Genomic DNA, 25,256 nt, shown 5'->3' on the forward strand with positions numbered 1-25,256 from the left:
TTTTAGATTGGTCATGTTTCGTGGGTTTAGCCAATAGTAACAATAGATAAAAAAACAACAAATGCAATTGATAATTATTATCATTCGTATATATTTATCTTAAGCCACTAATTTTGAGTAACACCTATGGATCGACTAATCTCTTTTTTGCCAAGCAGTAGTGCTGCGAAAACAACTCAGTTTTCACTGTCATTTAAGCGCCTGCTTTTGCCTGTCTCACTTGCAGCTTTGGTTGCAGCCCCAGCTACACGAGAGCTGACGGTGACTACTTTGTCAGACGCGTTTTGGGCAGTGTCTTGTTATGTTGCTTTAACCTTGGCTATTTACCACTGGTTAAGTCTGTACATAAACAAAGATAACGTCTTCAATAAGCTCGTCCATCAATCTCGTTCAAACCAAGTGGTATTCGCGGCTCTCATGGGCGCGTTGCCCGGCTGTGGCGGTGCGATAGTGGTAACCACACAATTTATCTCGGGAAAACTCGGATTTGGTGCGGTAGTTGCGGTGCTCGTCTCAACCATGGGTGACGCGGCGTTCCTGCTCATAGCGAGCGAGCCTAAGACAGGTTTAGCCATGATGGCGATGGGCGTGATCGTGGGTACTGCGTCAGGCCGAATCATTAACTTGTTTCACGCAGACGACTTCTTACGCCCAAAAAAAGCACAGAAAAATGAAGCCGTTCACAGTTGCTCATCTCAATCCCAAGACAAAGAATCCGTCTCTAAAAAGGCGATCAACCTGCAAGGTTACCTATGGTCAGTGCTGATTATTCCCGGCGCTGCAGTAGCTCTACTTGGCTCTTTTCAAGTCGATGTGAACGAGTTACTCGCGTTGCCTGAAATGTCGATGGAATGGGCGGGAACAATTTTATTGATTAGCTCGATGTTTCTATGGGGCCTCACTCGGGAAATTGAAGATTACAAATCAGCAGTAAGTGAAGATGAGAAATGTTTAGGCTCACATCCACTGCAAAAAACCGCTCAAGACACCAACTTTGTGACAGCGTGGGTTGTGGTTGCCTTTCTTTTCTTCGAATTTGGTTCTGTGCTAGCAAATGTGGATTTTGCGACGCTATTCTCAAGTTGGGGGATCATGCTCCCCCTGGCTGGCGTGTTGATGGGTTTGCTACCGGGCTGTGGACCGCAATTATTGGTCACTAGCTTATACCTTTCAGGCGCCCTGCCACTTTCGGCTCAGGTAGGTAACGCAATTTCAAATGATGGTGACGCGCTATTCCCTGCGATTGCGATGGCTCCCAAAGCGGCACTGGTCGCGACCTTATACTCTAGTGTGCCCGCACTAATCTGTGCTTATAGCTACTGGTTTATATTTGAGATCTAACTTGAGTAGAGTTAACTCCATAGGCTTCTGTAAGGTCGGTACTTTGTATCGGCCTTTTTGTTTCCGCCTGCTTAAGTCTTTCCACAGGTTCTTTTTACATTCCCTTCCTGCTTCACTGCTTATACCACCTCTCTCAAACAGCGCGTTACAGCCTGTCTCAAAAACGCCCTCTATTAGCCCTGTATAATGCTTATTTAGAAACACCAACACTGATATCAAAAATACAAAAAGCCCCTGTAAGAGTGCTTACAGGGGCTTTAATTCAAGCTTTAATCTTGGTTCTTAAGACAAGACTTAAGAAACTTCGATTGGACCACCGAATGAAGTTACTGGAGGCAGTTTGCCTTGGAACTTCTCGAAATCAACCAAACATGTGTTTGCTGACGTTGCTTGAGCAAGTTCAGACGTACCGATATCTTGAGTCAGTGTGTTTGGATCGCCGTATGTATCTAGCGCGCCCACTTTCTCGTTGATCGGACCGTACCAAGCACCTTCTTCGATACGAACAACACCAGGAGCGTAGCTATCCATTAGAACAGCACCTGCTAGTAGTTGACCACGGTCGTTAAACACACGTACTACATCGCCATCTTTGATGCCTTTCTTCTTAGCATCTACTGGGTTGATGTAGATTGGCTCACGGCCTTGTACCGCGTAAGTCGCACGCCACTCTTCAGATTCACACATCTGAGAGTGAAGACGCTTGTCTGGGTGACAAGATTGTAGCCAGTACGGGTGCTTGTCAGAGCCTGGACCACCGTGTGAACGTTCAGATTTCTCGAACCACATTGGGTGTTCTTGACAGTGCTCGTAACCCATGTTGCCAACAGTACGGCTTGTGATTTCGATGAAACCAGAAGGCGTGCCTAGTGCGTTGATCTCTGGATCTTCACGGAATGAAGCGTGACGAGTCCATGGCTTACCTTTGCCGAAGTCTAGGAAACCTTTCTCCCAGAACTCAGCAAACTCAGGCATTTCGAAGCTACCTTCGTTTGATGCGCGACATTCGTCGTACAGAGATTTAACCCACTGCATTTCGTCCATACCACGCGTGTAATCGTCGTAACGACCCCAACGCTTAGTTAGGCTAGACATGATCTCGAAGTCAGTCTTAGACTGGAACAGAGGATCCACTAGCTTGTGCATTGCGATCAAACCACGGCCAGAGTACGCGCCGTAACCATCGATATCGTTACGTTCCCACTGAGTACAAGCTGGAAGAACAATATCAGAGTGACGACAAGTTGCAGTCCAAGCGAAATCAACAGCCACTACAGTTTGTAGGCTCTTGAATGCTTTACGCATCTTGTTGCGATCTTGGTGGTGGTGCCACGGGTTGTTACCACTGAATACCATCATCTTGATGTCAGGCAGTGTCACTGTTGCGCCGTTTGCTTTGATCTTCTTACCTGGCTCTAACAGGCTATCTACCCAACGAGCAACAGGGATTACGCGGCTGTAACCGTTGTAATCAGTGTTAGTGTGCTTAGGCGATTGACCTTTGTCGATGTTCAGCGGGAATGAACCCGGAGCAGCGAAGCCAGTTGAAGATACACCGATACCAGAGTAGTGGTGACCGTAAGAGATACCACCGCCCGGAAGACCAATTTGGCCAACCATTGCTGCGATAACTGCACACATCCAGTAAGGCTGTTCACCGTGTTCTTGACGTTGGATACTCCAACCAACAAGAATCTGTGTACGACCGTTAACCAGCATCTTAGCGAAGTCACGAATAGAGTCCGCGCTTGCGCCACAGATAGCAGAAGCCCATTCTGGCGTCTTCTCAACTCTGTCTTTCGTTTCACCTTGAACGTACTTGATGAAATCTTCAAAACCTAGACAGTAAGTTTCGATGAACTTCTTGTCGTATAGGCCTTCGTTGTAAAGAACGTGAGCAACACCAAGCATGAACGCCACATCAGTTTGTGGGTTGATGTACATTTGCTCGTTTTCTAGGTAACGACCTGTTTTGTTTTTAACAGGGTCAACAGAAACAACGTTGATCTCTTTCTTAGCAACTTTTTCTTTCAGCTGTTCTAGGTATGCGAACGACTCGTGAGTCTCACATGTCCAACCTACTTGAAGGTTTTTAACTGGATCGTTACCCCAAAGAACAATGTTGTCACTGTTTTCTAGGATAAGTTCCCAAGATGTACCTTGTGCGTACACTTCAGTAGAACCTAGCACGTAAGGCATGATCGTTTGACCAGCACCTGTTGAGTAGTCACCGATTTTCTTCACAGAGTAACCGTGAAGTGCCATTGCACGTTGCATGTGGTTAGTACAGCTATGGAACTGACCCGTTTGTCTCCAACCAGTTTGACCGGTGTGAAGTGCCCATGGACCGTAATCTTTCTGTACGCGCTCTAGCTCGCGGTAAACAAGGTCTAGTGCCTCATCCCAAGTCACACGAATAAAGCGGTTGTTACCACGCGTGTCTGCGCTGTACTTATGCTTCTTCAACCAATCTAGGCGAACCATTGGGTAACGCACACGTGATGGGCTGTAGATAATACCTTTAATACCTTTCAGCATCTCTGTTGGGTGCTGATCGATTTCTAGAGGTTTAATTTCTTGTACTTTACCCGCGTAAACGCGAGCTCGGAATGCACCCCAGTGAGAACCAGAGACTTTCCACGCGCCGTCTGTTTCTGCAGCAGACGCTGATGCCGACGCCAATAAGCTTGGACCGATAACCGATGCCGCACTTGTAGTAGCGACACCTTTCAGGAAACTTCTTCTTGTAATTGCCATTGTGTTACTCCAATTGACGTCTTATTAGTGATGGCCTTCAGAAAAATCTGATGAGTGCTTCTGTAGATACTTAAGAACAAGTGCTTCTGTATCTGTATCGAAGTTAACGAACGCAATCATACCATCTAGCATGCCTACCCAACCGTTGGCGCTGAAGTGAGCTTCATCTGGCTGTGAGTGACACGTTGAACAGTTAGATTGGTACGCTTGACCCGCTGCGTTCCAGATTGGATCGAAGTTATCAACCATAGACTCTTTCTTCATCCAAAGTGCTAGGTTAACTTCTTCCCATGGAAGGCCAGTAAGCTCATCTTCTTTCTTCTCACCAACAGTGATAACGTCACTTTGAGATACTTCTTTCGTCAAGATTGCAGTCGAGATGTTCATACCGAAGTCTTCTTGGATTACACGTCCGAAGCCTTTCGCTTTACGCCAACCGTCGATTTGAATCTTGATCATATCGCCTTTTTCGTCGATAACCGCAACTTTACTTGCAGGGCTTAGTAGACCCGCTTCAACTGTTGCTGTTTCATCTGTGTACATTGGTAGGTGACGAATAGAGATCACGTCAGAACCATTTGCGTAAGATGTGCTGCTTGCTACATTTTCTAGCTCGCCAACAATACCGCTCGCTGATGCCATATCTAATGGAAGGTTGTGAGCAATACCTTTGTGACAGTCAACACAGCTTTGATCACGCTCTGCCGCGTTCTTCATCTGGATACGCGCTGTTGGGCGCATGTTTTCGAAATCCATTGAATCGTAGTTGTGGCAGTTTTTACACTCTAGAGATTTGTTCGAAGAAAAACGATCCCATTCATGTTTAGCCAGTTCAATACGACGCGCTTCGAATTTCTCTGGTGTGTCTAGGTCACCAAATACTTGAGCGAATACTTCTTTAGATGCTTGCATCTTACGAGCAATTTTTGCTGTCCATTCATGTGGAACGTGACAGTCAGGACAAGTTGCACGTACACCTGAAGTGTTTTTCCAGTGAACCGTTTCTTGTAGCTCTACGTACACGTTGTCACGCATAGTGTGACAGCTTACACAGAACTCTTCTGTATTTGTGTGTTCTAGCGCTGTATTGAAACCGCCCCAGAAAATAACACCGGCGATAAAGCCACCCATAGTTAGTACACCAAGACTGATGTGTACTGCTGGGCGAGTCATTGTGCGCCATAATTTAACTAAAAATGATTTCATGTTTAGCTCTCTTAAATATTGATTTTAAAAAATGTTGTTACTAGAGGGCATTACATGCCGCCATGAGCACCAGGAGGTCCGAATACAAATACTTGCAGTGCCCAAACTATGAAGCCGTAACCGCCTACAAAAGCCACACTTAATATTGGAAAGAGAACAACCGCAATGAAGAGGAATGACTTCCACTCCAACGAGCGTTTTTCGCCAGTTTCAATTTTTTTAACATCACTCATACATTTTGCCTATTTTGTATTTAGTAATTCTGAGTAGCTCATTCTAAGGAGCTAAAGTTCTTGAGTATCTAACAACAAATTTTAGACCATACACAAAGTAAGGTTCAATCAAATCCCCCGTTATAACCCTTGCTAATCAATACTTTTTTGAGCTCATCCAAACTTGTTTTCAGTTAAACAAAGTTATTAAAAACTATTAACAAATGTGAAGAATTAAGTAAATTTCACAAATGTTAAAAACAAACATTTGCGCAACTATTTAGCAACCAATTTTAACCTTTCACCTACTAAGTAGTAGCTAAAAAAGCCTAAAATCACCAATATTTTGTGTTTTGTTTGTTAAATCATTGGGTGTTTTTTGAGTAAGCTGGAATGAAGCTAAAATGCATCATTTAACACTTTCATATATGATGTGTATCCACTTAAAAGGAAGCACTATGCAAGACGTTATTGATATATCTTGGTGGCAATTGTTGTTATTCAGTACACTTCTAGTACTCCCCATAGGGATAAATTACTGGCTAAAACTGGGCCTTGGCAAAGAAGCTTTTATCGGTATTGTTCGCATGGTTGTGCAGCTGTTTCTTGTCGGTCTCTACCTAGAATATTTGTTCACTCTGAACAGTTTGTGGATCAATGTATTGTGGCTGTTCACCATGATAATCGTCGGTGCAAGCTCGATTGTTGAAAAGTCTAAACTACCGAAAAACCTACTTTTGGCCCCAGTTGCCGTGAGCCTCTCTGTTACATGTGTGCCCGTAGTCATGTTTATCTGCTTCTTTATTATTAAACCGACACCGATTTTGAACGCGCAATACCTTATCCCTATCGCAGGAATGTTATTGGGTAATAGCTTGAGCAGTAATATTGTGGCACTGCAGAACTTGTTTGGCACTTTTGAGACGCAGAAGTCAGAATATGAAGCGGCAATCGCTTTAGGCGCTGCTCCAACCTATGCTGCAGCACCTTTTATACGTAATGCTATACAGAAGGCGATGTCTCCTATTATGGCTTCCATGGCAACCACAGGCTTAGTGACACTTCCAGGAATGATGACAGGACAAATCCTAGGTGGTGCTTCACCAATGATTGCTATCAAATATCAGCTTATGATCATGTTGGCGATTTTCGTGATGATGAGCTGTTCTTTGGCACTCTCACTTCACCTAGCTTTGAAGACCTCTCTAACAAAAGAAGGTCGAGTTCTCGCCCGTATACAACCAACAAACTAGCTACCTCCTCCCCCTCAGTTCTGGTTACTCACCGAATTTGAGACAGGTTATCCACAGAAATTGTGGATAACCAAATCAACATCGATCCTTTTTTGGTCACTTTGACTCAACAAAAGATCATTGCCATTGATCCTTGGGGGTTTTCAAAGACATATGCACACATGAAAATCAGCGTTGTTGGGCGTTCGTTTCAATAATTAGAGAAATGAATAAGTAAGTTTTCCACAAATAAAAAACGGCCTGCAATGCAGACCGTCTTGTAAATGTCATAAGTCAGTTCAGCGTTTTTACTGAGCCCGAGTTAATTTTGTAAACTGGATTAATCGCGTAAGTAAATTAGCCAATACCACATACCCACAAAGATACCGCCGCCAATGATGTTGCCTAAAGTCACAGGTAACAGGTTGTTCATTAAGAAATCCATCATGTTTAGGTCAACATAGTCGGCAGGGTTAGCACCCGTCATTGTCCAGAATTCAGCGGGAGCAAAGGTTTTAATTCCGATAGCGAGTGGTACTTGGAACATGTTCGCAATACAGTGCTCAAAGCCTGCCGACACGAACATCGCGACAGGTAAAATCATTACTGCGATTTTGTCCGTTAATGTACGGCCACTGAATGTCATCCACACCGCAATACAAACCAAAACATTACACATGATGCCTAACGCGATAGCTTGGATAAAATCATGGTGCATCTTGTGTTGTGAAATAGCCATGGCATTCAAGCCCACTTGTCCGTTGTCGAACATGTATTGTTTGGTCAGAAGCATACAAGCTACTAGTAGCAACGCGCCAATCAAGTTACCGATATAAACCGTAGCCCAGTTCTTCATCAGGGTACGCCAGCTAATTTTTCCGCTCGCTCTTGCCACTAAAGTTAAAACAGAGCTAGTAAATAGCTCACCACCAGTCACGACGACTAGAATCAAGCCCAAGCTAAATGCAAGGCCACCCAATAAGCGAGTAATACCCCATGGTAAATCACCCGCACCCGTCGTTACGATGGTATAGAATACAAAGGCAATACCGATATGAATACCCGCAGAAATAGCGAGAAGAAAAGATTTAATGGGATCTTTGGTTGCTTTACCTACGCCAATATCTGCAGCGCGCTCAGCCATTTGTGGCGGTAATAATGAGTCAAATTGGTTTAGATTCATGTGATTTACATTTTGAAACATGTTGTCGGGGAGCGCGATAATCCTCTCTTTCATTTCTTAATTCAAGAGCTATTTTTCTCACAAATTCACTTTAACTATGCATAAAGCACTAAATTCTGAATGATATTAAAATTTCATACGACTTTAGTAGTAAAATCAAAACTATTATGAATGAATCGTTATCAACAATAAAAATAACACATCCATAAATATCAACAGGTTACGAAAAAACCAAAAGAATAACGTACACTCTAACCGTGTTTAACGGGCTTTTATTTCGAGATTTTGATATAGATCAACAGAACGTAAAAAAGCGCCCTTAGGCGCTTTTAAGTCAGTCACAAATAAAGACATTAGTTATGCTAAACTGCTGGCTCAATCACTTCTTCTGATGGTTGTGTTAAAGTCTCATCTTCAAGGTTAGATTCAACGTTAGAAGGAACAAGATCAGAATCGCTTCCGTTAGCAACTTTACCATCTAATCCTTTCAAACTATCCACCAGCTCTTCTAAGCTCTTTATGTGTGCATCGCTCTTAGTGACCTGCTCACCTAATAACTCATTGTGCTTAGTCGCTTCAAACAATTGCTGAGCTTGCTTTTGATTATCGCTTTCTAACTTAACTAATTGTTCAGTCAAAGCTTCAATCTCTGACTTTAATAAAGATGTCATATCCGAACTTTTTAATGCCTTAACGCTAGCAACAATCTTTTGAGATTGGAGGCGCAACACAACATCACGATAGTCCTTGTCATTAATTACCTGAGAAATACTTAACAATTGGTTCTCTGCATTCAAAACCGACTGTTCGAACTGGTCGCCTTTTACGCTCGCCAGCACTTTGACTTCATGAGCAACACTACGTACGTGGTTTAATTCGAACTCCGCAGCGTGAACTGCGTCTTCAATGATAGACTTTTCACGGGGACTGGCTTTCACTTGGCTTTCTGCCAAAGCAATTTGAGATGCCGCTTTAGCAAACGTCAGTGGAACAACGTCATCGAAATCTTCATCTTCCAAGAACTCTAATTCGTTCTTCAAAGGTTCGATGTATTTCTTATGCGCCACTTTAACTTCTAGTAAGCGAGCATTGTTAAGAAATTCCACCTGCGCTTCTTGAGCGTCTTCAAGCTCATCGACCAGCACATACTCGAACAACTCGCTGTATTCTGAATACAAACGTTTGTAGCTCGAGGTAAACATGGTATCTGCGCCAAGAAACTTCAGGTAATCCATTTGGACAATCGAATCCGCGAGTACTCGATCAGCCTTCTTCTTTAACACTAAGATCGAGTCATAGTTTGATTTGATCAAAGCGATTTTTTCATCGAAGGCTTCAGCGTAAGTTAGGCTCGAAAAAATGGAGTAACTCTTGGTTATCCGAGTTTCGTCTTTAAGTAAGTCCGCATAAATGCTTTCAGCATCATCCCATGCGTCTAATAGTTCATTGTAATTCTCTGGTGCATAGAGAGACAATTGAGCATGGTCTTCAAGCTTAACTTCCCATTCGGAGTAAACGCTTTGGACAGACTGAAATGAACGGACCTCTATTGTCGATTCATTATTGTTGTTTGTGGTTTGGTTCGCGTCTGTCTGCTCTGAGGGTGTACTTTGACAACCTGAGATAGCAAATAGCATACTGATCGTTAATGCTACTTTGTTCGCTCTCACTTATGCATATCCTTTTTATACAATATTCGCTCAATGCAAATTATTTCTAGTCACAATATATTACAACCACTTAGCAATAAACATCACTGATGATTTAAGTGGGTGCAAATCACCCAATATAACCAAAATAAACTCATCACTCGATGATTAATCATTCAATTTGGTATCACTTATCAATTCTATTTATTTGCTATTGCTTGAGCCGTGAATGCGCACTAAGGTGAAGGTAGAGAACGTTATGAATATATAGGTTAATTATGAAGTACAACGCTGAACATATTGCTGATTTAAACCTCCTTCTTCAATTTGATGTAAGTAGCGCCGCTACTGGAATTAAAGTTCATCAAGAGGCTGCTCAAGAAACTCAAGACGCTGTTAAGCGCCTATTCGAAAAGAATCTTTGCACTCAGCCAGACGGTGGTTACCTAACAGATGAAGGTATCGAGATGGCAGAGCGCGCAGACAAGCTTCTTCGCGTACTGAACTAAAACTCCACGGTTCTAGTAAAAACTCCACTCGCTTCGGCCGTGGAGTTTTTTCATTTTTGGCCAAAGGTTTGTTAGGCTTATTGTAAATTCGTCATTTGCAGTTGTGAGGAACACATGGCTTCTATATTTATAGTTGGTGCAGGATGGGTCGGTGCACCTTTATCTGAACATTTAGAAAAACATGGTAACCAAGTTGTGGTCACGAAAACGACCCAAGCAGGTGCAGACGCTGTTGGGAACAAACGAGTTCCATGTGAAGTGTTTAGTTTTGACTCATCAAAGCCAGATGAGACTATCGGCGAACTCTATTCGTTGTTACTCGAAAACAACACTGAGATAGTGATTGGTAGCTTCCCTCCAGGCTTTAGAAAGGGAGCAGGACAAGAGTACGCCGACTACTGGCAGCAACTCACCAATTCATGCCAAAAGGCCAACATTAAAAAGCTCATTATGGTTAGTTCAACTACGGTATACCCAACTAAGCCGGGTGTGCTGAACGAGCTGGATGTATCACTCCCTCTTTCGACCTCAGATAACGAGCACGCGTCTTTATTTTCCGATAACGCACGAATCATGCTGCAAGCTGAACAGTCAGTGATTGATTCCGGTATCGACTACACCATTCTTCGCTTTAGTGGCTTAATCGGCCCAAGCCGTCACCCATCACGCTTCGCAAGCAAGTTAAAACAAGTCAGCACTCAAGCTCCAGCCAACATGCTGCACCTTGATGATGCAATTGGTGCTGTCGATTTCGCTATCAGTCAACTGCACAATGAAATAGTTAACGTGACCACACCAAATACAGTCAGTAAGGCGGAGTTTTATGCCGCGGCACTGAAAAGCGCCAACAGCAGTGAGCCTCTGCCCGCTGTTGTTGATACCCCAGACAAGTTAATCTCTTCGAAGAAGATTCTCGACTTAGGTTATTCATTTAAATTCGAATCCACACTGGACGCACTTCATGACTGAACAATCTATTGCTAACAAAAATCCCAACATAAAACTGCATCGCTCAGTCGACACCCTTTGGAACTTTATGTCGATGGGTCACAAGGTTACGCCTTCCGACTGTATCTTTGTATTGTGTAGCAACGATACTCGCGTAGCTGAATATGCAGCCGAGCTTTATCACCAACAGATCGCGCCTTACATCGTTTTTTCTGGCGGTGTGGGGCGCTTTACCGAAAGAAGCTTTGAACGCTCAGAAGCAGAAACATTCGCTTCTATCGCACGAGATTGTGGCGTGCCTGACTCTGACATTATCATAGAGAAACACGCAACAAATACTGGGGAAAATGTACGATTCACTCATGAGTTGCTGACAGAAAAAGGGTTATCGCCGAAGAGGCTAACCTTAGTTCAGAAGCCCTTCATGGAGAAACGTACCTACGCAACCTTCAGTAAACAATGGCCTGACGAAACTTCCGAGATTACCGTGACGTCGCGATGGCAAACTTGGGATGATTACTTTAACGAAGAGTTGCCGTTAGATATGGTGTTAGGCGCATTAATTGCTGATTACGAGCGAATCAAATCCTACCCAGAGAAAGGCTTTCAGATTGAGATGGCGATCCCCGACGACGTTGACCACGCCTATCAAGCATTGAAGAAGCTCGGCTTGGAAGAAAGCAAAACACAGGCCCAATAAACAAAAACGGTGACACTTGGTCACCGTTTTTCGTTCTTTCGCGTTAGCAAATAGAGCTGCTTATTTACCTAACGCTTCTTTGTAGTGCAGACGGCAAACAGAAACGTATTTGTCGTTACCGCCAATAGCCACTTGGTCGCCCTCAGCAATCGCCACACCGTGCTCGTCGGTACGAATTACCATGTTCGCTTTACGGCCACAGTGACAAATTGTTTTAAGCTCAACAAGTTTATCTGCCCAAGACAGTAAGTAACGGCTACCTTCAAACAGTTCACCCAGGAAATCGGTACGTAGGCCGTAACAAAGTACAGGGATGTGCAGCTTATCAACCACTTCTGTTAATTGGTACACCTGCTCCTTCGATAAAAATTGGCACTCATCGATCAAAACACAATGACGCTTTTCTTCCTCATTGAGCTTTTTGATCGCATCAAACATGTTGGTGTCATTTTTAAACAGCTGAGCTTCAGATTGCAGACCAATTCGTGAGCTCACTTTACCGATACCATAGCGATCGTCCAAAGCTGCCGTAAAGATCACTGGCGTCATGCCACGTTCTTGGTAGTTGAATGAAGATTGAAGAAGCGTTGTTGATTTACCCGCATTCATTGCCGAGTAATAAAAATACATCTGAGCCACAGAAATATTCCTGTTAATTAAAAGTTGAAGATAGAAAAGGTGAAAATAGAGAATTCGTGCTAGAAAAAAGGGCTGAAAATCAGCCCTTTTTATAAGATTTACTTACGACGCCAAGTCGTACCTTCTGGGCCATCTTCCAGAACAATACCCAACTCGTTTAGCTTATCACGTGCAAGGTCGGCATTTGCCCAATCCTTTGAAGCACGAGAGTCGTTACGCAGTTTGATCAACGCTTCGATTTCAGCCACTTCGTCGTCGTTACCTGCCGCATCACCTTGTAGGAAGGCTTCTGGCTCTTGGTGAAGAATACCGATGATGTCTGCTAGTTCACGCATCAATGCACCCAGTCCGCTTGCTTTTTCAATGCTTTCAGGCTTGATACGGTTGATTTCACGAGCCATTTCAAACAGTACTGAATAAGCTTCAGGTGTGTTGAAATCATCGTTCATCGCTGTAGAGAATCGAGTCACGTACTCTTCGCCACCGGCAGGAGCGGCTGTAAGGTCTAGGCCACGAAGTGACGTGTATAGACGCTCTAGTGATGCGCGAGCTTGGTTTAGGTTATCTTCGCTGTAGTTTAGCTGGCTACGGTAGTGACCAGACATTAGGAAGTAACGTACCGTTTCAGCATCGTAATGTGCTAGCACGTCACGGATAGTGAAGAAGTTACCTAGTGACTTAGACATCTTCTCTTTGTCTACCATCACCATACCACTGTGCATCCAAGTATTTACATACTGAGTGCCGTGCGCGCAGCAAGACTGTGCGATTTCGTTTTCGTGGTGAGGGAACTGCAGATCTGAACCACCACCGTGGATATCGAAGTGGTTACCAAGAATAGACGAGTTCATTGCTGAACATTCGATGTGCCAACCTGGACGACCCGGGCCCCATGGCGATTCCCATGTAGGTTCACCTGGCTTAGACATCTTCCAAAGAACGAAGTCTAGTGGGCTGCGTTTTGCAGATTCAACATCAACGCGAGCACCCGCTTGAAGCTGATCAAGGTCTTGCTTTGAAAGCTTACCGTATTCGTCGAATTTCTTTACTTCAAACATCACGTCGCCGTTGCTTGCAACGTATGCGAAACCACGTTCAATCAGCTTTTCAACAAGCTCGATGATTTCAGTGATGTATTCTGTCGCACGAGGCTCAACATCTGGACGCTTCATGTTCAATGCATCAAAGTCAGCGTGCATCTCACCGATTAAACGCTCAGTCAGAGAGTCACAAGACTCACCGTTTTCGTTAGCGCGTTTGATGATTTTGTCATCGATATCTGTGATGTTACGAACGAAATTCAAATCGTAACCAAGGTAACGAAGGTAACGAGTTACTACGTCGAAAGAAACGAACGTACGACCATGACCAATATGACAGAGATCGTATATGGTTACCCCACAGACATACATGCCGACTTTGCCAGCTGTAATTGGTTTGAATTCCTCTTTCTGTCTTGTGAGCGTGTTATATATCTTCAGCATGATCTCTATCTATTTTATGGATTAATCAAAATAAGCTCGCAGTATAACAAGTCATACCTTAATAGGTAATCCCTAAAAGCAGGAATTATACCAATCACGGTAAGTAGATGGTCATAAATAGCGCAGAAAAAATGCTTGAGAACAAGGAAGCTCTTTTCGACAAAAAGTTTCGATAAGTAGTTATTCTACATTCAAAATTTCTAACGACGTTATCAAGTGTTTTAACAAGCTAGGATGGCCAGTTATTTACTACGATTGGTATTACCTCAAACATCCGAGTTAAGTTAATGATTTGGTGATTTGAAAGTCTGCCAACATGCGCTAGAATTCGAACTTCATATTAAAAAGACAGTAAGGTAACAATCATGATCATCCTTCACACAAATTTTGGTGATATCAAAGTTCAACTTAACGAAGAAAAAGCACCAGAAACAAGCGCAAACTTTCTACAGTATTGCCGTGACGGTTTCTACGACAACACACTATTCCACCGTGTTATCGATGGTTTCATGATTCAAGGCGGCGGCATGACTTCTGGCCTTAAAGAAAAGGCAACTCGTGCAACGATCAAGAACGAAGCAAACAACGGTCTAGCGAACAAAGTTGGTACGCTAGCAATGGCTCGTACTATGGAACCACATTCAGCGAGCTCTCAGTTCTTCATCAACGTTAACGACAACTCTTTCCTAAACTTCCGTAGCGAAAGCCTAGACGGTTGGGGCTACTGTGTATTCGCAGAAGTTGTTGAAGGCATGGACATCGTAAACAAGATTAAAGGTGTTAGCACTGGTTCTATGGGTATGCACCAAGATGTACCTCTAGAAGAAGTGATCATCACTGGTACTACAATCGAAGCTTAATTCATCGCTTTCGGTTAGTATTGATGAGCCGATAAAATCAGGATATAGGGAGCGAATCGCTCCCTTTTTTTAGACCTATGAAAACATATTTTATATCAGATCTGCACCTTTCTCCGTCACGAGAAGACATCACAGATTGCTTCTTAACCTTTATGAAGAAAGAAGCCGTAGAAGCGGATGCACTTTACGTATTAGGTGACCTTTTCGAATTCTGGATTGGTGACGATGATAAGAGTGAATTCGCGACTTCTATCCGCCAAGCGTTTATCGACTTAGTGAAAACAGGCGTGCCTTGTTACTTTACTCAAGGGAACCGCGACTTCTTAGTCGGCAAAAAATTTGCTAAGCAAACGGGCGTACAACTTCTCGACGAAGTTTCTACGATCGATATCTACGGGCAAAAAGCGGTAGTATTGCATGGAGACACTCTATGTACTGAAGATGTAAAGTACCTCGCCTTTCGCGAAAAAGTGCATCAGCCATGGTTACAATGGGTCTTCAACCGAATTCCATTTTTCATCAAGAAGAAAATTGTTTCAAAGGTTCAATCAGATATCAAAGATGACAAGCAGACCAAGTCTCTCGACATCATGGATGTGACACAGCAAGAAGTCGAAGATGTGATGGAACGAAACAATGTCGATCTGATGATCCACGGCCATACTCACCGCCCAGACATCCATACATTTAATGCTAACAATTGCACTAAAACCCGTATCGTACTTGGCGATTGGTATACGCAAGGCTCAGTGCTGGTGTTCACGCCGCAAAGTTTTGAACTACAGAATCGAGCGTTTAGCAATAGCTTTTAACATAACGCTTAAACTTTCACTTTGATTATTATTGTCGGTCAGACTTTCTTAGAAAGTGTATGGTAATTTCTAGTGAATTAGCTATTATCTCTCTACCAGAAATAAACCGAACACAGTACCAAGTTGAAATATTCATACGTAGCGCGTCAACCAATACTCGACACAGGCAAGAAAACCATAGGTTACGAGTTGCTATTCAGGGATGGTCCTAAGAACACTTTCCCTGAAGTAGAGCCGGAGCTCGCTACTAGCCGTTTGCTTTCCGATCACTTCTTATCGACCCACTATAATACGTTGGGTGATAAGCTTGGGTTCGTGAACTTCCCATATGCAAGCCTAATCAACTTAGTCCCTACTCTGTTCCCCAAAGAAAGCCTCGTTGTTGAGGTTCTTGAAGACTGCGAACCAACAGACGAATTACTTGAAGCAATCAAAACCATCTTTGACGCGGGTTATACCATTGCGCTAGACGACTTTGTGCCAAGTAAAGCTTGGAAGCGCTTCTTACCCTACGTTTCAATTATCAAGTTCGATATCCGTTTGACGCCAATTGCCAAAGCAGTGATGTTTATGAACTCTCTCAAAGGGCTAGATATCAAGTTCCTTGCTGAGAAAGTAGAAACGTACGAAGAATACCAAGAAGCGAAAAAAGCAGGCTTCACCTACTTTCAAGGTTATTTCTTTAGCAAGCCAGAGATGATCCAAACGCGTGCGCTCAACCCGGCATTCCTGACTATCGTTCAGTTACTAAAAGAAATAGCCCACGATCCTATCGATTTCAGTGAAGTCGAACGTTTGATCACATTGGATGTAACACTCTCTTATAAGCTACTCACCTACGTAAACTCTGCGGGCGGTTCAGCGACGACTATCCGTTCATTTCGCCAAGCACTCATTTACCTTGGGGAACAGAAACTGCGTAAGTTCGTTTCACTAGTGGCAATCGCATCTGCGAAAGAAGATAAACCGGATTCACTTTATGGTTTAGCGGTACTGCGCGCTCGTCAATGTGAACTGTTAGTAGAAAAGATGAATGTGAAAGTTGAACCTGGACAAGCCTTTTTAACCGGCATGTTCTCGCTACTCGATTCACTCTTTGATCAGCCTTTAAAGCAAGTATTGGACTCAGTACCCATCGATGAAGAGATCAAACAAGCTCTTATTCAGCGTAAAGGTGTACTTGGTGCGATCATGGCGATGGTCATTGCGTACGAGCAAGCTCGCTGGGATGAAGCGACACGCATTCGTAAGCTGCTCAAACTGAGCGAAGCAGACCTCGGACAAGCGTATGATGAGGCCACTACTTGGGCTCAAGATCTGTTATCACCTTCATTGAAATAATACACTCCCTACAAAAACAGCAATAGAAACTAAGCTTTGGTGAGCGATCGTTTCTTGCTAAACTCCAATGCATTCATTTATGGCCTCTTAATCGAGGCCATTTTTACAGGAACTGACTATGTCTTTATGCCCTTGTGGTAGCAAAAATACTTACCAACAGTGCTGTGAATCCGCACATCTTGACCACAATTCAGTCGAAACACCTGAACAATTGATGCGCTCACGCTATTCTGCACATGTACTTGGTTTGGTTGATTATGTGGTTGCTACTTACCACCCGACTTGTAATGCAGAAGCGCAGAGAGAAGGTATTGCTGAATCCATTGATAGTGATTGGGCGGGTTTAGAAGTCATCGATACTGCCGCAGGTTCACATGAGAACGAAGGCTTTGTTGAGTTTAAAGCTTACTTCAACGACGGGGCTGAGCAGTTCTGTATGCAAGAACGTTCTCGCTTTGTTCGTGAAGACGGTATTTGGTTCTACATTGATGGCGCTTTCCCCAATCAAGAAAATGAACAAGAAGACGCTACACAACCAGAGATAGATCCTCGCCTAAACCAAACTGTAGAGAGCTTCAAGATCGGCCGTAATGACCCGTGTATTTGTGGTAGCGGTAAGAAGTATAAAAAGTGCTGCGGCTAACTCATGTGTCTAGGAAGTTAGATTAAGAGGAGAGTTTCCTGATGTCGCTTAGACTCCTCGGAATGACGAGGCCTAAAGTCGAAGAGATATGCTCAAGAATTGAACGCTAAAAAAGCCCCGTAAACATAATTGTTTAAGGGGGCTTTTATCTATCTGTTACGTAGTCGATTAATCTAAAGAGAGCTTACTTATGACGCTCTTTTAATTTGTTCACCACATCGTTCATCGATAAGCCTTGGTCTTGTAAAAGAACCATCAAGTGGTAAATCAAATCTGCTGATTCACACACTAATTCCGCCTTATCGCCCGACGTCGCCGCAAGCGCGACTTCAACGCCTTCTTCGCCCACTTTTTGCGAAATACGCTTGGTGCCACGGGCATATAAACTGGCAGTATAAGAAGACTCAGGGTCTGCGTCCTTGCGGGCAGCCAGTAGCTGCTCAAGCTGATGAAGCCACACCATCTGTGTTTCTTCTTGTTTGTCTCCATCCCAACACGTTGTTGTACCTGTGTGGCACGTTGGGCCAATGGGATTTACCTTAACAAGTAAAGTATCGTTATCGCAGTCCAAAGCGATGTTTTTCAGTTGCAATACGTTGCCCGACGTTTCACCTTTCGTCCAAAGACGCTCTTTAGTACGAGAGAAAAACGTAACATTGCCAGTTTCACCGGTTTTCTCAAGTGCTGCAGGGTTCATGTATCCCATCATTAACACTTGGCTAGATTGGTAATCTTGAACAATGGCAGGAACTAAACCATCTACTTTTTCCCAGTTAATACGCTCTGATAATGCGCCTACTGTTGTTTTTGATAAGCTTGCGGTTTCAAAACTCATAGTCGCACCTCTACATCTTGTTGTTTTAAATACTGTTTAAGTTCACCAATATTGATGACTTGTTTGTGGAATACCGAAGCCGCTAGTGCCCCGTCCACGTTTGTCTTCTTGTAGGCTTCAGCAAAGTGTTCCATCGCACCTGCACCACCAGACGCAATCAAAGGTACATTACACACTTCGCGTACCATGTTTAACTGATCAATATCGTAGCCATTACGAACACCATCTTGGTTCATCATGTTTAACACAATCTCACCTGCGCCACGCTTTTGTACTTCCTTCACCCAATCTTTGGTTTCCCACTTGGTTGCTTTAGTACGCGCTTCATCGCCAGTGAACTGGTAAACCTGATATTTACCGGTATCTTTATCGAAGTATGAATCGATACCAACAACAATACACTGCACGCCAAACTTATCAGCAAGGTCAGTAATCAGTTGTGGGTTAGCCAATGCAGGCGAGTTAATTGAGACTTTATCTGCACCAAACTCAAGAATGCGTGCTGCATCTTCCGCTGACTTGATACCACCAGCCACACAGAAAGGAATATCAATCACTTCTGCTACGCGTTTCACCCAGCTTTTATCGACCACACGTCCATCACTTGATGCAGTGATATCGTAAAACACTAATTCATCAGCGCCCTCTTCTGCATAGCGTTGTGCTAGCGGAACGATGTCACCAATAATTTCGTGGTTGCGGAATTGAACGCCCTTAACCACTTGTCCATCACGGACATCCAAACAAGGGATTATTCGCTTTGCCAGCATGCAAATGCCTCCTCTGCGGTGAATTTGCCATCAAGCAGTGCGCGACCAACAATCACACCCGCAACGCCGCTGCCTTTCAGAGCTTCGATATCAGCTAGGCTGCCAATGCCACCCGATGATTGGAATTGCACTTGTGGGTACTGCTTACAAAGATCAACATAGAGCTCTACGTTTGATCCTTCTAGCGTGCCATCGCGTGAAATATCGGTACACAGCACGTGTTTAAGACCAACTGTGAGGTAGTCTTCAATCAGCGCTTCAATGGTCACACCTGAATCTTCTTGCCAACCTGAAATCGCCACTTTACGTATGCCGCTTTCGTCAATATTGATGTCCAGAGCCAGCACGATTTTTTCCGCGCCGTACTTCTCCATCCAACCTTTCACCAACTCAGGTTGCTTAACGGCTGTAGAACCAACCACAACGCGCTGTGCGCCAGCTTCTAGCAGATCAACGACATCTTGTTCGTTACGCACGCCACCACCAATCTGGATGTTCGCAGGCGTGCTTGCAAGTAGCTTGGCGATTAAGTCTAGCTGGCGAGCTGTTGTATCTTTTGCGCCGGTTAAGTCTACTAGGTGAAGCCAACCTGCGCCTGCTTGGTGATACAGATTAAACTGCTCTGCTGGGTCTACTTTGTATTCTGTTACTTGCCCGTAATCGCCTTGGAATAAGCGAACTACTTGGCCTTCAATTAAATCTAATGCGGGAATAATCATTTACATTCCTTATAGGGCAGCGTTAGCCGATGCCTAATCCTTATTACAGTTCCAAGAAGTTTTGAATCAATTTAGAGCCTGCTTTTGACGAACGCTCTGGGTGGAACTGAACACCATAATAGTTGCCACTTTGAACGGCAGCGGTAAACGGATTGCCGTAATCACATTGTGCGATTGTGTAGTCACCTACTGGCATTGCAAAGCTATGTACGAAGTAAAAATACTCGCCTTCTTCAATGTCTTTAAATAGCGGGTGATTCGGTGTTGCGGTTACAGTGTTCCAACCCATGTGTGGTAGTGGCAAATCCCCCGTTTCAAGCAAGCGAACTTCGCCATCACACAAACCTAAGCATTCCACTATCTCGTCGGCTTTTTGGCCTTTCTCTTGAGACAGTTTACCTAACAGTTGCATACCTAAACAGATACCAAGCAGAGGCTTCTCGACTTGCTTCACAAGGCTAACGAGGTCACGCTCTTGCAAATTCTTCATTGCCTCACTTGCTGTACCTACACCGGGTAGGAATAACTTATCGGCAGCTAGAACAACTTTTGGTTCTTTCGAAATTTCAACTGCGTAGCCCAGACGTTCAATCGCAAACTTCACTGAGGAAACGTTGGCACAACCAGTATCAATAATAACGACTTTTTGATCTTTCATTGTTTTTCCTTGCTAACGTTAGCCTTACAGTACGCCTTTGCTGCTTGGTAACTCGTTACCTTCAACTTTAATTGCTTGACGAAGAGTACGACCAAACGCTTTAAATAGGCTTTCAATGATGTGGTGGTCATTATTGCCATTAGAAGAAAGGTGTAGCGTACAAGCTAGCGTATCGGTTAGAGAACGGAAGAAGTGAACCACCATCTCAGTCGAAAGATCACCCACTTGTTCGCGGCTGAACTTAGCATCAAATTTCAGGTATGGGCGGCCAGAAAGGTCTAGTGCACACTGCGCCAAACATTCATCCATTGGTAGACTGAAACCAAAGCGGCCAATCCCACGTTTATCACCTAGCGCATCTTTAAGTGCTTGGCCTAGAGCTAAAGCCGTATCTTCTACTGTGTGGTGATCATCAATGTGTAGATCGCCTTTCACAGTTAGATTCATCTGGAAACCACCGTGTGTCGCGATTTGATCAAGCATGTGATCGAAGAAACCCATGCCCGTATCGATCTTGTTGCCACCGGTTTCATCAAGGTTTACTGCAACCTTGATATCAGTTTCTTTAGTCGTACGAACCACTTCAGCAACACGTGCATTAACCGTCAGATCTTTAACAATCTGTGGCCAGTTAAGCGTACCTTCCGTTTCCTCATCTGGGCCATATTGAATCCCGCGAATTGCCATGTTCTCAGCAAGTTGAAGATCAGTCATTCGATCGCCAATCACAACAGAGTGTTGGAAATCGACTTTACCGCCTTGTAGGTACTCTTTAACCATACCCAGTTTAGGCTTACGGCAAGAGCAGTTGTCTTCGTCAAAGTGAGGGCAAATAAGCACGTCGTCAAACTTAACGCCTTGAGATTCGAAGAACTCCATCATCATATTGTGTGGTGCATCGAAATCTTCTTGTGGGTAGCTATCGGTACCTAGACCATCTTGGTTAGTCACCATCACTAGACGGTAACCAGCGTCTTGCAGTGCAAGTAGGCTAGGAATTACTCGCGGTTCGAATTTTAGCTTGTCTAAACGATCTACTTGAAAGTCAACTGGCGGCTCTACAATTAAGGTGCCGTCACGGTCTATAAAAAGTATTTTCTGTTGTTTACTCACTTGAACTTCCTTTTAATTTTAAATCTGGTGGCCTAGCTAAAATCAAACGCTAACCCAAAATATTGGTTTCACTTGCCAATCTGCGATTAATCAACTCAAACTGGCAAATGTTATTACTGGTAAGCCTTTCGTTACTGATAAAAGTTACGAATGAATCCAAGTGTCTTTTCGCACTCTTCGCGGTTACCAATACTAATACGAACACAGTCTTCAATAGGTGAATTACGCAAAATAATGCCCGTATCCCAAGCCGCTTTAAATAACTCATCGCCGTTCGGGAATTTCACCAGTAAGTAGTTACCCCAGCCATCAAAAACCGTCACTTGAGGCATACCTAATAGACCCGCCTGCAAATACGCTCGGTTAGCACTTAAATCCAGAACTTGGAACTTAGCTCGCGCGAGTCCTTGCTCTGAAAGTGCTTGAACGGCAATGTCAGCAACAGGGATTGGCACTGGATAAGGAGCAATCACTTTCAACAGTACATCGATAAGCTCTTTGTTCGCTAGCGTAAAGCCACAACGTAAGCCCGCCAAAGCAAAGGCCTTCGACAAGGTGCGCAGAATCGCTAGGTTTGGATATTGCTCAAGCAAATCAACGGTTGACGCTTCTGGACAAAAATCGATATACGCTTCATCCATCACCACAATCGCTTTGTCTTGTGTCATTTCAAGCAACTTGATGATGTCTTTGCGATCAACCAAATTACCGGTTGGGTTATTTGGGCTACAAACAAACACCACTTTTACGTTGTCGAGCTGAGCTTCGATAGCTGGAAGATCCAATTGCCATTCAGAAGTCAGAGGCACAACCTTACGCTCAACACCAATCGTCTCTGCACTGATTGCGTACATACCGTAAGTGGGTGGGCAGTAAAGAATAGCGTCTTCGTTCGGCTCACAGAAAGCACGAATCAGTAATTCAATACCTTCGTCAGCACCACGCGTTGTCAGAGTTTGCTCTGATTTCACGCCTGCGTATTGAGCGTAAGCATCAATCAGCTCTTTTGGCTGACATTCGCTGTAACGGTTAAGACGAGACAAGTTCAGGTTGTACTCGTTATCAAACGGAGATTCGTTGGCGTTTAGCCATACATCACCAGTACCGCCTATGCGTCTTGCAGACAAGTAAGGTGTTAGAGCCTGAACTTGTTTTCTTGCTAACTTTTCCATGCCCTACCCTTATTTCGCTTTATTTAACTTTTCAACTCGGATAGTCACAGCGCGTTTGTGTGCATCCAAACCTTCGGCTTCCGCCATTGTTACTACTGTTGGCGCTAGGCCTTTCAACCCATCGGCTGTTAGCTCCTGCACCGTCATTCGCTTAGAGAAATCAGCCAAACCTAGGCTTGAATAGGTTTTGGTATAGCCGTAAGTAGGAAGAACGTGGTTTGTACCTGATGCGTAGTCACCTGCAGACTCTGGAGACCAGTCACCAAGGAAGATTGAACCTGCATTGTCTAGTAACGGCAGCAATTCACGTGGGTTCTTGGTTTGAACGATCAAGTGCTCAGGACCGTAGAAATTCGAAATCGCAATCGCTTGAGTGATCGATTCAGCAATGATGATTAAGCTTGAAGCCAATGCTTGCTGAGCGATGTTCGCACGAGACAGTTCTTTCAGTTGCTTTTGAACCGCTTCTGTTACTTGGTCTGCAACCACTGGAGATGGAGTTACCAATACTACTTGAGAGTCAGGCCCGTGTTCCGCTTGGCTCAACAAATCCGCTGCAATGAAGTCTGCATCAGCCGTTTCATCAGCAATCACTAACACTTCAGATGGGCCAGCTGGCATATCAATAGCTGCTCCGCGGAAGTCATTACTCACTTGGCGCTTTGCTTCCGTAACGTAGGCATTACCTGGGCCGAAGATCTTATCGACTTTAGCCACACTCTCGGTACCGTAAGCCATTGCTGCAACCGCTTGACCACCACCAACGTTGTAAACTTCGTCGATCTTACAAAGCTTAGCGACATACAAGATTTCATCAGCGATTGGCGGAGGTGAACAAAGCACAACCTTACGACAACCCGCGATTTGAGCAGGAACACCTAACATAAGAACCGTTGACGGTAGTGGCGCACTGCCACCGGGAATATAAAGGCCAACAGTATTAATCGCGCGCGTCACTTGCTCACACACAACACCAGGCTGTGTCTCAACCTTAATTGGCTGCGGCTTTTGAGCTTCGTGAAACTTAGCAATGTTGCTATAAGCTTGCTCTAACGCTTGCTTCATCTCTGGTGTTAGACGAGCACACGCCTCTTCAATCTCACCCGAACTGACTCGGATAGATTCTGGAGTTACACCATCAAACTTTGCAGTCAGCTTTTTAAGCGCGGCATCGCCTTCATTTCGTACTTTTGCAATAACATCAGAAACAGTCGCTGTGATGTTTGCACCTTCAGTAATAGCTGGACGCTCTAATACCGAGTCTTGCTGTGATTCACTTAAAGATTGCCAAACAACGGTTCTCATCGTCACTACCCCATCATTTTTTCGATTGGTAATACTAGAATCGAGCTTGCACCCAACTCTTTCAGCTGTTCCATTGTTTCCCAGAACAAGTTCTCTGTACTTACTAGGTGCACGGCAACTTTGTCTTTGTCTGTAGATAGAGGAAGAACCGTTGGATCTTCAGCACCAGGCAGTAGTGCTTTGATTTGCTCTAGTTGAGAGGTTGGCGCGTGAAGCATGATGTACTTCGACTCTTTCGCTTGTTGAACACCCTGCATACGAGTCAGTAGTTTTTCAATCAGTGCGGTCTTGTCTGCGTCGAAGTCGCCAACACGTTGAATCAGTGTTGCTTTCGATTGGAAGATAGCTTCTGCTTCTTTTAGGCCGTTCGCTTCAAGCGTTGCACCTGTAGAAACTAAATCAGCGATAGCGTCTGCAAGGCCAGCGCGAGGCGCGACTTCAACCGAACCTGTTAGCATACAAGTGCTGAACTCAACACCCTGCTCGTCCATGTAGGCTTTAAGTAGTTGTGGGTAGGTTGTCGCAATACGTTTGCCCGCTAAGTCTTGTGGGCCGTTGTATTCTTCGTCTTTATTAATAGCGATTGAAAGGCGGCAACCACCGAAGTCTAAACGACGTAGTGTGCGGAACTCTGAAGGCTCTTTAAGAGCAACACGATCTAGACGAACTTCTTCTAGTTCATTTTCACCGATGAAACCAAGGTCAACTACACCATCCATGATAAGACCTGGGATGTCGTCATCACGAACGAGTAACAAGTCGATTGGCATATTTAGTGAGTGAACCACTAGGCGCTCACCCATGATATTAAATTTAACACCACATTTTTTAAGTAGGTCTTGGCACTCTTTACTTAAGCGACCTTTCTTTTGAATTGCGATTCTTAGGCGTTGTGTCTGCATTGCTGTATCCCTGTGCAAGTATTTGAATTTATTGATTATTTAAAAGCGCTAAAACTAAAAAACCCTCGGGGACTTTGTCATCCCGAGGGTTTAAATCTAAATTCTTTTGACTTAACCTCCGGGAGTAATCTTGCTCCCGGGTATACGTAAATCTCCCCGAAAGACTAGATAGGGTGATGATGGTGATGAATGTTCATTACTAATTTACGCATACTTATCAGCTCTTAGGTTGTTTGCTGTCTTGTCTCCACACTAACTAAGCTGAC

At 44.1% G+C, this 25,256-nt stretch carries 24 protein-coding genes and 1 other annotated feature; of the genes, 9 read left to right on the forward strand and 15 right to left on the reverse strand.

What is annotated here, in order from left to right; all coding sequences use genetic code 11:
* The first annotated feature begins 126 nt into the window (after positions 1-126).
* Entirely contained in the window at positions 127-1,341 is a 1,215-nt protein-coding gene (locus ACED46_RS01730; protein ID WP_371720802.1) for a putative manganese transporter, read from the forward strand.
* Positions 1,342-1,635: 294 nt separating this feature from the next.
* Here the strand turns inward: ACED46_RS01730 and torA are convergent, their stop codons facing one another.
* From torA to torE, 3 genes are read right to left on the reverse strand one after another with little or no spacing between them, the layout of a single operon-like run.
* Entirely contained in the window at positions 1,636-4,098 is a 2,463-nt protein-coding gene (gene torA / locus ACED46_RS01735; RefSeq protein ID WP_017067667.1) for a trimethylamine-N-oxide reductase TorA, read from the reverse strand.
* 24 nt (positions 4,099-4,122) lie between these two features.
* Positions 4,123-5,304 carry a pentaheme c-type cytochrome TorC gene (gene torC / locus ACED46_RS01740; RefSeq protein WP_004734592.1) on the reverse strand — a complete coding sequence of 394 codons (1,182 nt, stop codon included), beginning with the start codon at positions 5,302-5,304 and terminating at the stop codon, positions 4,123-4,125.
* Positions 5,305-5,354: 50 nt separating this feature from the next.
* Positions 5,355-5,537 carry a trimethylamine N-oxide reductase system protein TorE gene (gene torE, locus ACED46_RS01745; RefSeq protein WP_010440051.1) on the reverse strand — a complete coding sequence of 61 codons (183 nt, stop codon included), beginning with the start codon at positions 5,535-5,537 and terminating at the stop codon, positions 5,355-5,357.
* Positions 5,538-5,974: 437 nt separating this feature from the next.
* On the opposite strand from torE, the gene ACED46_RS01750 reads away from it, so the two are divergent.
* Entirely contained in the window at positions 5,975-6,769 is a 795-nt protein-coding gene (locus ACED46_RS01750) for an ABC transporter permease (protein ID WP_371720803.1), read from the forward strand.
* A gap of 319 nt (positions 6,770-7,088) precedes the next feature.
* Here ACED46_RS01750 and focA read toward each other — a convergent pair whose 3' ends face one another.
* Together focA and ACED46_RS01760 are read right to left on the reverse strand one after the other, a co-directional pair.
* Positions 7,089-7,931: a formate transporter FocA gene (focA, locus tag ACED46_RS01755; protein WP_010440048.1), complete on the reverse strand. Its 843-nt coding sequence runs from the start codon at positions 7,929-7,931 to the stop codon at positions 7,089-7,091.
* Positions 7,932-8,293: 362 nt separating this feature from the next.
* Positions 8,294-9,601, reverse strand: a complete 1,308-nt coding sequence (locus ACED46_RS01760) for an ATPase (RefSeq protein ID WP_371720804.1) — start codon at positions 9,599-9,601, stop codon at positions 8,294-8,296.
* A gap of 257 nt (positions 9,602-9,858) precedes the next feature.
* Here ACED46_RS01760 and ACED46_RS01765 point away from each other — a divergent pair, with 257 nt between their 5' ends.
* The 3 genes from ACED46_RS01765 to ACED46_RS01775 all read left to right on the forward strand — a co-directional run bounded on the left by ACED46_RS01765 (position 9,859) and on the right by ACED46_RS01775 (position 11,737).
* Entirely contained in the window at positions 9,859-10,089 is a 231-nt protein-coding gene (locus ACED46_RS01765) for a TIGR02647 family protein (protein WP_017060280.1), read from the forward strand.
* Positions 10,090-10,203: 114 nt separating this feature from the next.
* A complete protein-coding gene (locus tag ACED46_RS01770) occupies positions 10,204-11,058 on the forward strand; it encodes an NAD(P)H-binding protein (RefSeq protein ID WP_371720805.1) in 855 nt (284 codons plus the stop codon).
* Complete coding sequence (locus tag ACED46_RS01775; protein ID WP_371720806.1) at positions 11,051-11,737, forward strand: YdcF family protein; 687 nt, start codon at positions 11,051-11,053, stop codon at positions 11,735-11,737. Before ACED46_RS01770 ends, ACED46_RS01775 begins: the two co-directional genes overlap by 8 nt.
* A 60-nt stretch (positions 11,738-11,797) precedes the next feature.
* Here the strand turns inward: ACED46_RS01775 and ACED46_RS01780 are convergent, their stop codons facing one another.
* Positions 11,798-12,376 (reverse strand): thymidine kinase, encoded by a 579-nt coding sequence (locus tag ACED46_RS01780; RefSeq protein ID WP_017060277.1) that lies wholly within the window; start codon positions 12,374-12,376, stop codon positions 11,798-11,800.
* Between the two features lie 98 nt (positions 12,377-12,474).
* The gene (gene cysS, locus ACED46_RS01785; RefSeq protein WP_017060276.1) at positions 12,475-13,860 is read right to left on the reverse strand and encodes a cysteine--tRNA ligase; all 1,386 of its coding nucleotides are present in this window, start codon (positions 13,858-13,860) and stop codon (positions 12,475-12,477) included.
* A 365-nt stretch (positions 13,861-14,225) separates the two neighbouring features.
* Between cysS and ACED46_RS01790 the strand changes: the two genes are divergently transcribed.
* The 4 genes from ACED46_RS01790 (at position 14,226) to ACED46_RS01805 (ending at position 17,516) form a co-directional block, all read left to right on the forward strand.
* Complete coding sequence (locus ACED46_RS01790; protein WP_017060275.1) at positions 14,226-14,720, forward strand: peptidylprolyl isomerase; 495 nt, start codon at positions 14,226-14,228, stop codon at positions 14,718-14,720.
* 77 nt (positions 14,721-14,797) lie between these two features.
* Positions 14,798-15,532, forward strand: coding sequence for a UDP-2,3-diacylglucosamine diphosphatase (lpxH, locus tag ACED46_RS01795; protein ID WP_017060274.1), 735 nt, complete (start codon positions 14,798-14,800; stop codon positions 15,530-15,532).
* Between the two features lie 123 nt (positions 15,533-15,655).
* Complete coding sequence (locus ACED46_RS01800; protein ID WP_371720807.1) at positions 15,656-16,873, forward strand: EAL and HDOD domain-containing protein; 1,218 nt, start codon at positions 15,656-15,658, stop codon at positions 16,871-16,873.
* A 118-nt stretch (positions 16,874-16,991) separates the two neighbouring features.
* Positions 16,992-17,516: a YchJ family protein gene (locus ACED46_RS01805; protein WP_171342026.1), complete on the forward strand. Its 525-nt coding sequence runs from the start codon at positions 16,992-16,994 to the stop codon at positions 17,514-17,516.
* A gap of 184 nt (positions 17,517-17,700) precedes the next feature.
* On the opposite strand, the gene hisIE is transcribed toward ACED46_RS01805, so the two are convergent.
* The 8 genes from hisIE to hisG form a co-directional block, all read right to left on the reverse strand.
* Positions 17,701-18,351, reverse strand: a complete 651-nt coding sequence (gene hisIE, locus ACED46_RS01810; RefSeq protein WP_010440017.1) for a bifunctional phosphoribosyl-AMP cyclohydrolase/phosphoribosyl-ATP diphosphatase HisIE — start codon at positions 18,349-18,351, stop codon at positions 17,701-17,703.
* On the reverse strand, positions 18,348-19,121 hold the full coding sequence (gene hisF / locus ACED46_RS01815) for an imidazole glycerol phosphate synthase subunit HisF (protein ID WP_010440014.1): 774 nt from the start codon (positions 19,119-19,121) through the stop codon (positions 18,348-18,350). Before hisF ends, hisIE begins: the two co-directional genes overlap by 4 nt.
* Positions 19,103-19,840, reverse strand: a complete 738-nt coding sequence (gene hisA / locus ACED46_RS01820) for a 1-(5-phosphoribosyl)-5-[(5-phosphoribosylamino)methylideneamino]imidazole-4-carboxamide isomerase (protein WP_017060269.1) — start codon at positions 19,838-19,840, stop codon at positions 19,103-19,105. Before hisA ends, hisF begins: the two co-directional genes overlap by 19 nt.
* 43 nt (positions 19,841-19,883) lie before the next feature.
* Entirely contained in the window at positions 19,884-20,498 is a 615-nt protein-coding gene (gene hisH / locus ACED46_RS01825; protein WP_010440008.1) for an imidazole glycerol phosphate synthase subunit HisH, read from the reverse strand.
* Between the two features lie 24 nt (positions 20,499-20,522).
* The gene (gene hisB, locus ACED46_RS01830; RefSeq protein ID WP_371720808.1) at positions 20,523-21,611 is read right to left on the reverse strand and encodes a bifunctional histidinol-phosphatase/imidazoleglycerol-phosphate dehydratase HisB; all 1,089 of its coding nucleotides are present in this window, start codon (positions 21,609-21,611) and stop codon (positions 20,523-20,525) included.
* A gap of 131 nt (positions 21,612-21,742) precedes the next feature.
* The gene (gene hisC, locus ACED46_RS01835) at positions 21,743-22,783 is read right to left on the reverse strand and encodes a histidinol-phosphate transaminase (RefSeq protein WP_017060266.1); all 1,041 of its coding nucleotides are present in this window, start codon (positions 22,781-22,783) and stop codon (positions 21,743-21,745) included.
* A 9-nt stretch (positions 22,784-22,792) separates the two neighbouring features.
* Entirely contained in the window at positions 22,793-24,094 is a 1,302-nt protein-coding gene (gene hisD, locus ACED46_RS01840) for a histidinol dehydrogenase (RefSeq protein WP_017065318.1), read from the reverse strand.
* Complete coding sequence (gene hisG, locus ACED46_RS01845) at positions 24,094-24,990, reverse strand: ATP phosphoribosyltransferase (RefSeq protein WP_017060264.1); 897 nt, start codon at positions 24,988-24,990, stop codon at positions 24,094-24,096. The genes hisD and hisG overlap by 1 nt, the downstream gene beginning before the upstream one ends.
* Positions 24,991-25,043: 53 nt before the next feature.
* Positions 25,044-25,179: a sequence feature (His leader region), on the reverse strand.
* Positions 25,180-25,256: the final 77 nt, after the last annotated feature.

Source organism: Vibrio sp. 1S139, from assembly GCF_041439475.1.
In the GTDB taxonomy this organism is placed as follows: domain Bacteria; phylum Pseudomonadota; class Gammaproteobacteria; order Enterobacterales; family Vibrionaceae; genus Vibrio; species Vibrio crassostreae_C.

Excerpts from the sequence above, each read along its gene's own strand:
- ACED46_RS01730 (WP_371720802.1), top strand. The coding sequence starts at position 127 with ATGGATCGACTAATCTCTTTTTTGCCAAGCAGTAGTGCTGCGAAAACA.
- torE (WP_010440051.1), bottom strand. The coding sequence starts at position 5,537 with ATGAGTGATGTTAAAAAAATTGAAACTGGCGAAAAACGCTCGTTGGAG.
- ACED46_RS01805 (WP_171342026.1), top strand. The coding sequence starts at position 16,992 with ATGTCTTTATGCCCTTGTGGTAGCAAAAATACTTACCAACAGTGCTGT.
- hisC (WP_017060266.1), bottom strand. The coding sequence starts at position 22,783 with ATGGAAAAGTTAGCAAGAAAACAAGTTCAGGCTCTAACACCTTACTTG.
- ACED46_RS01770 (WP_371720805.1), top strand. The coding sequence starts at position 10,204 with ATGGCTTCTATATTTATAGTTGGTGCAGGATGGGTCGGTGCACCTTTA.
- hisA (WP_017060269.1), bottom strand. The coding sequence starts at position 19,840 with ATGATTATTCCCGCATTAGATTTAATTGAAGGCCAAGTAGTTCGCTTA.
- focA (WP_010440048.1), bottom strand. The coding sequence starts at position 7,931 with ATGAATCTAAACCAATTTGACTCATTATTACCGCCACAAATGGCTGAG.
- torA (WP_017067667.1), bottom strand. The coding sequence starts at position 4,098 with ATGGCAATTACAAGAAGAAGTTTCCTGAAAGGTGTCGCTACTACAAGT.
- torC (WP_004734592.1), bottom strand. The coding sequence starts at position 5,304 with ATGAAATCATTTTTAGTTAAATTATGGCGCACAATGACTCGCCCAGCA.
- ACED46_RS01750 (WP_371720803.1), top strand. The coding sequence starts at position 5,975 with ATGCAAGACGTTATTGATATATCTTGGTGGCAATTGTTGTTATTCAGT.
- hisH (WP_010440008.1), bottom strand. The coding sequence starts at position 20,498 with ATGAAAGATCAAAAAGTCGTTATTATTGATACTGGTTGTGCCAACGTT.
- cysS (WP_017060276.1), bottom strand. The coding sequence starts at position 13,860 with ATGCTGAAGATATATAACACGCTCACAAGACAGAAAGAGGAATTCAAA.
- hisIE (WP_010440017.1), bottom strand. The coding sequence starts at position 18,351 with ATGAGTTTTGAAACCGCAAGCTTATCAAAAACAACAGTAGGCGCATTA.
- ACED46_RS01765 (WP_017060280.1), top strand. The coding sequence starts at position 9,859 with ATGAAGTACAACGCTGAACATATTGCTGATTTAAACCTCCTTCTTCAA.
- ACED46_RS01790 (WP_017060275.1), top strand. The coding sequence starts at position 14,226 with ATGATCATCCTTCACACAAATTTTGGTGATATCAAAGTTCAACTTAAC.
- hisF (WP_010440014.1), bottom strand. The coding sequence starts at position 19,121 with ATGCTGGCAAAGCGAATAATCCCTTGTTTGGATGTCCGTGATGGACAA.
- hisG (WP_017060264.1), bottom strand. The coding sequence starts at position 24,990 with ATGCAGACACAACGCCTAAGAATCGCAATTCAAAAGAAAGGTCGCTTA.
- ACED46_RS01775 (WP_371720806.1), top strand. The coding sequence starts at position 11,051 with ATGACTGAACAATCTATTGCTAACAAAAATCCCAACATAAAACTGCAT.
- lpxH (WP_017060274.1), top strand. The coding sequence starts at position 14,798 with ATGAAAACATATTTTATATCAGATCTGCACCTTTCTCCGTCACGAGAA.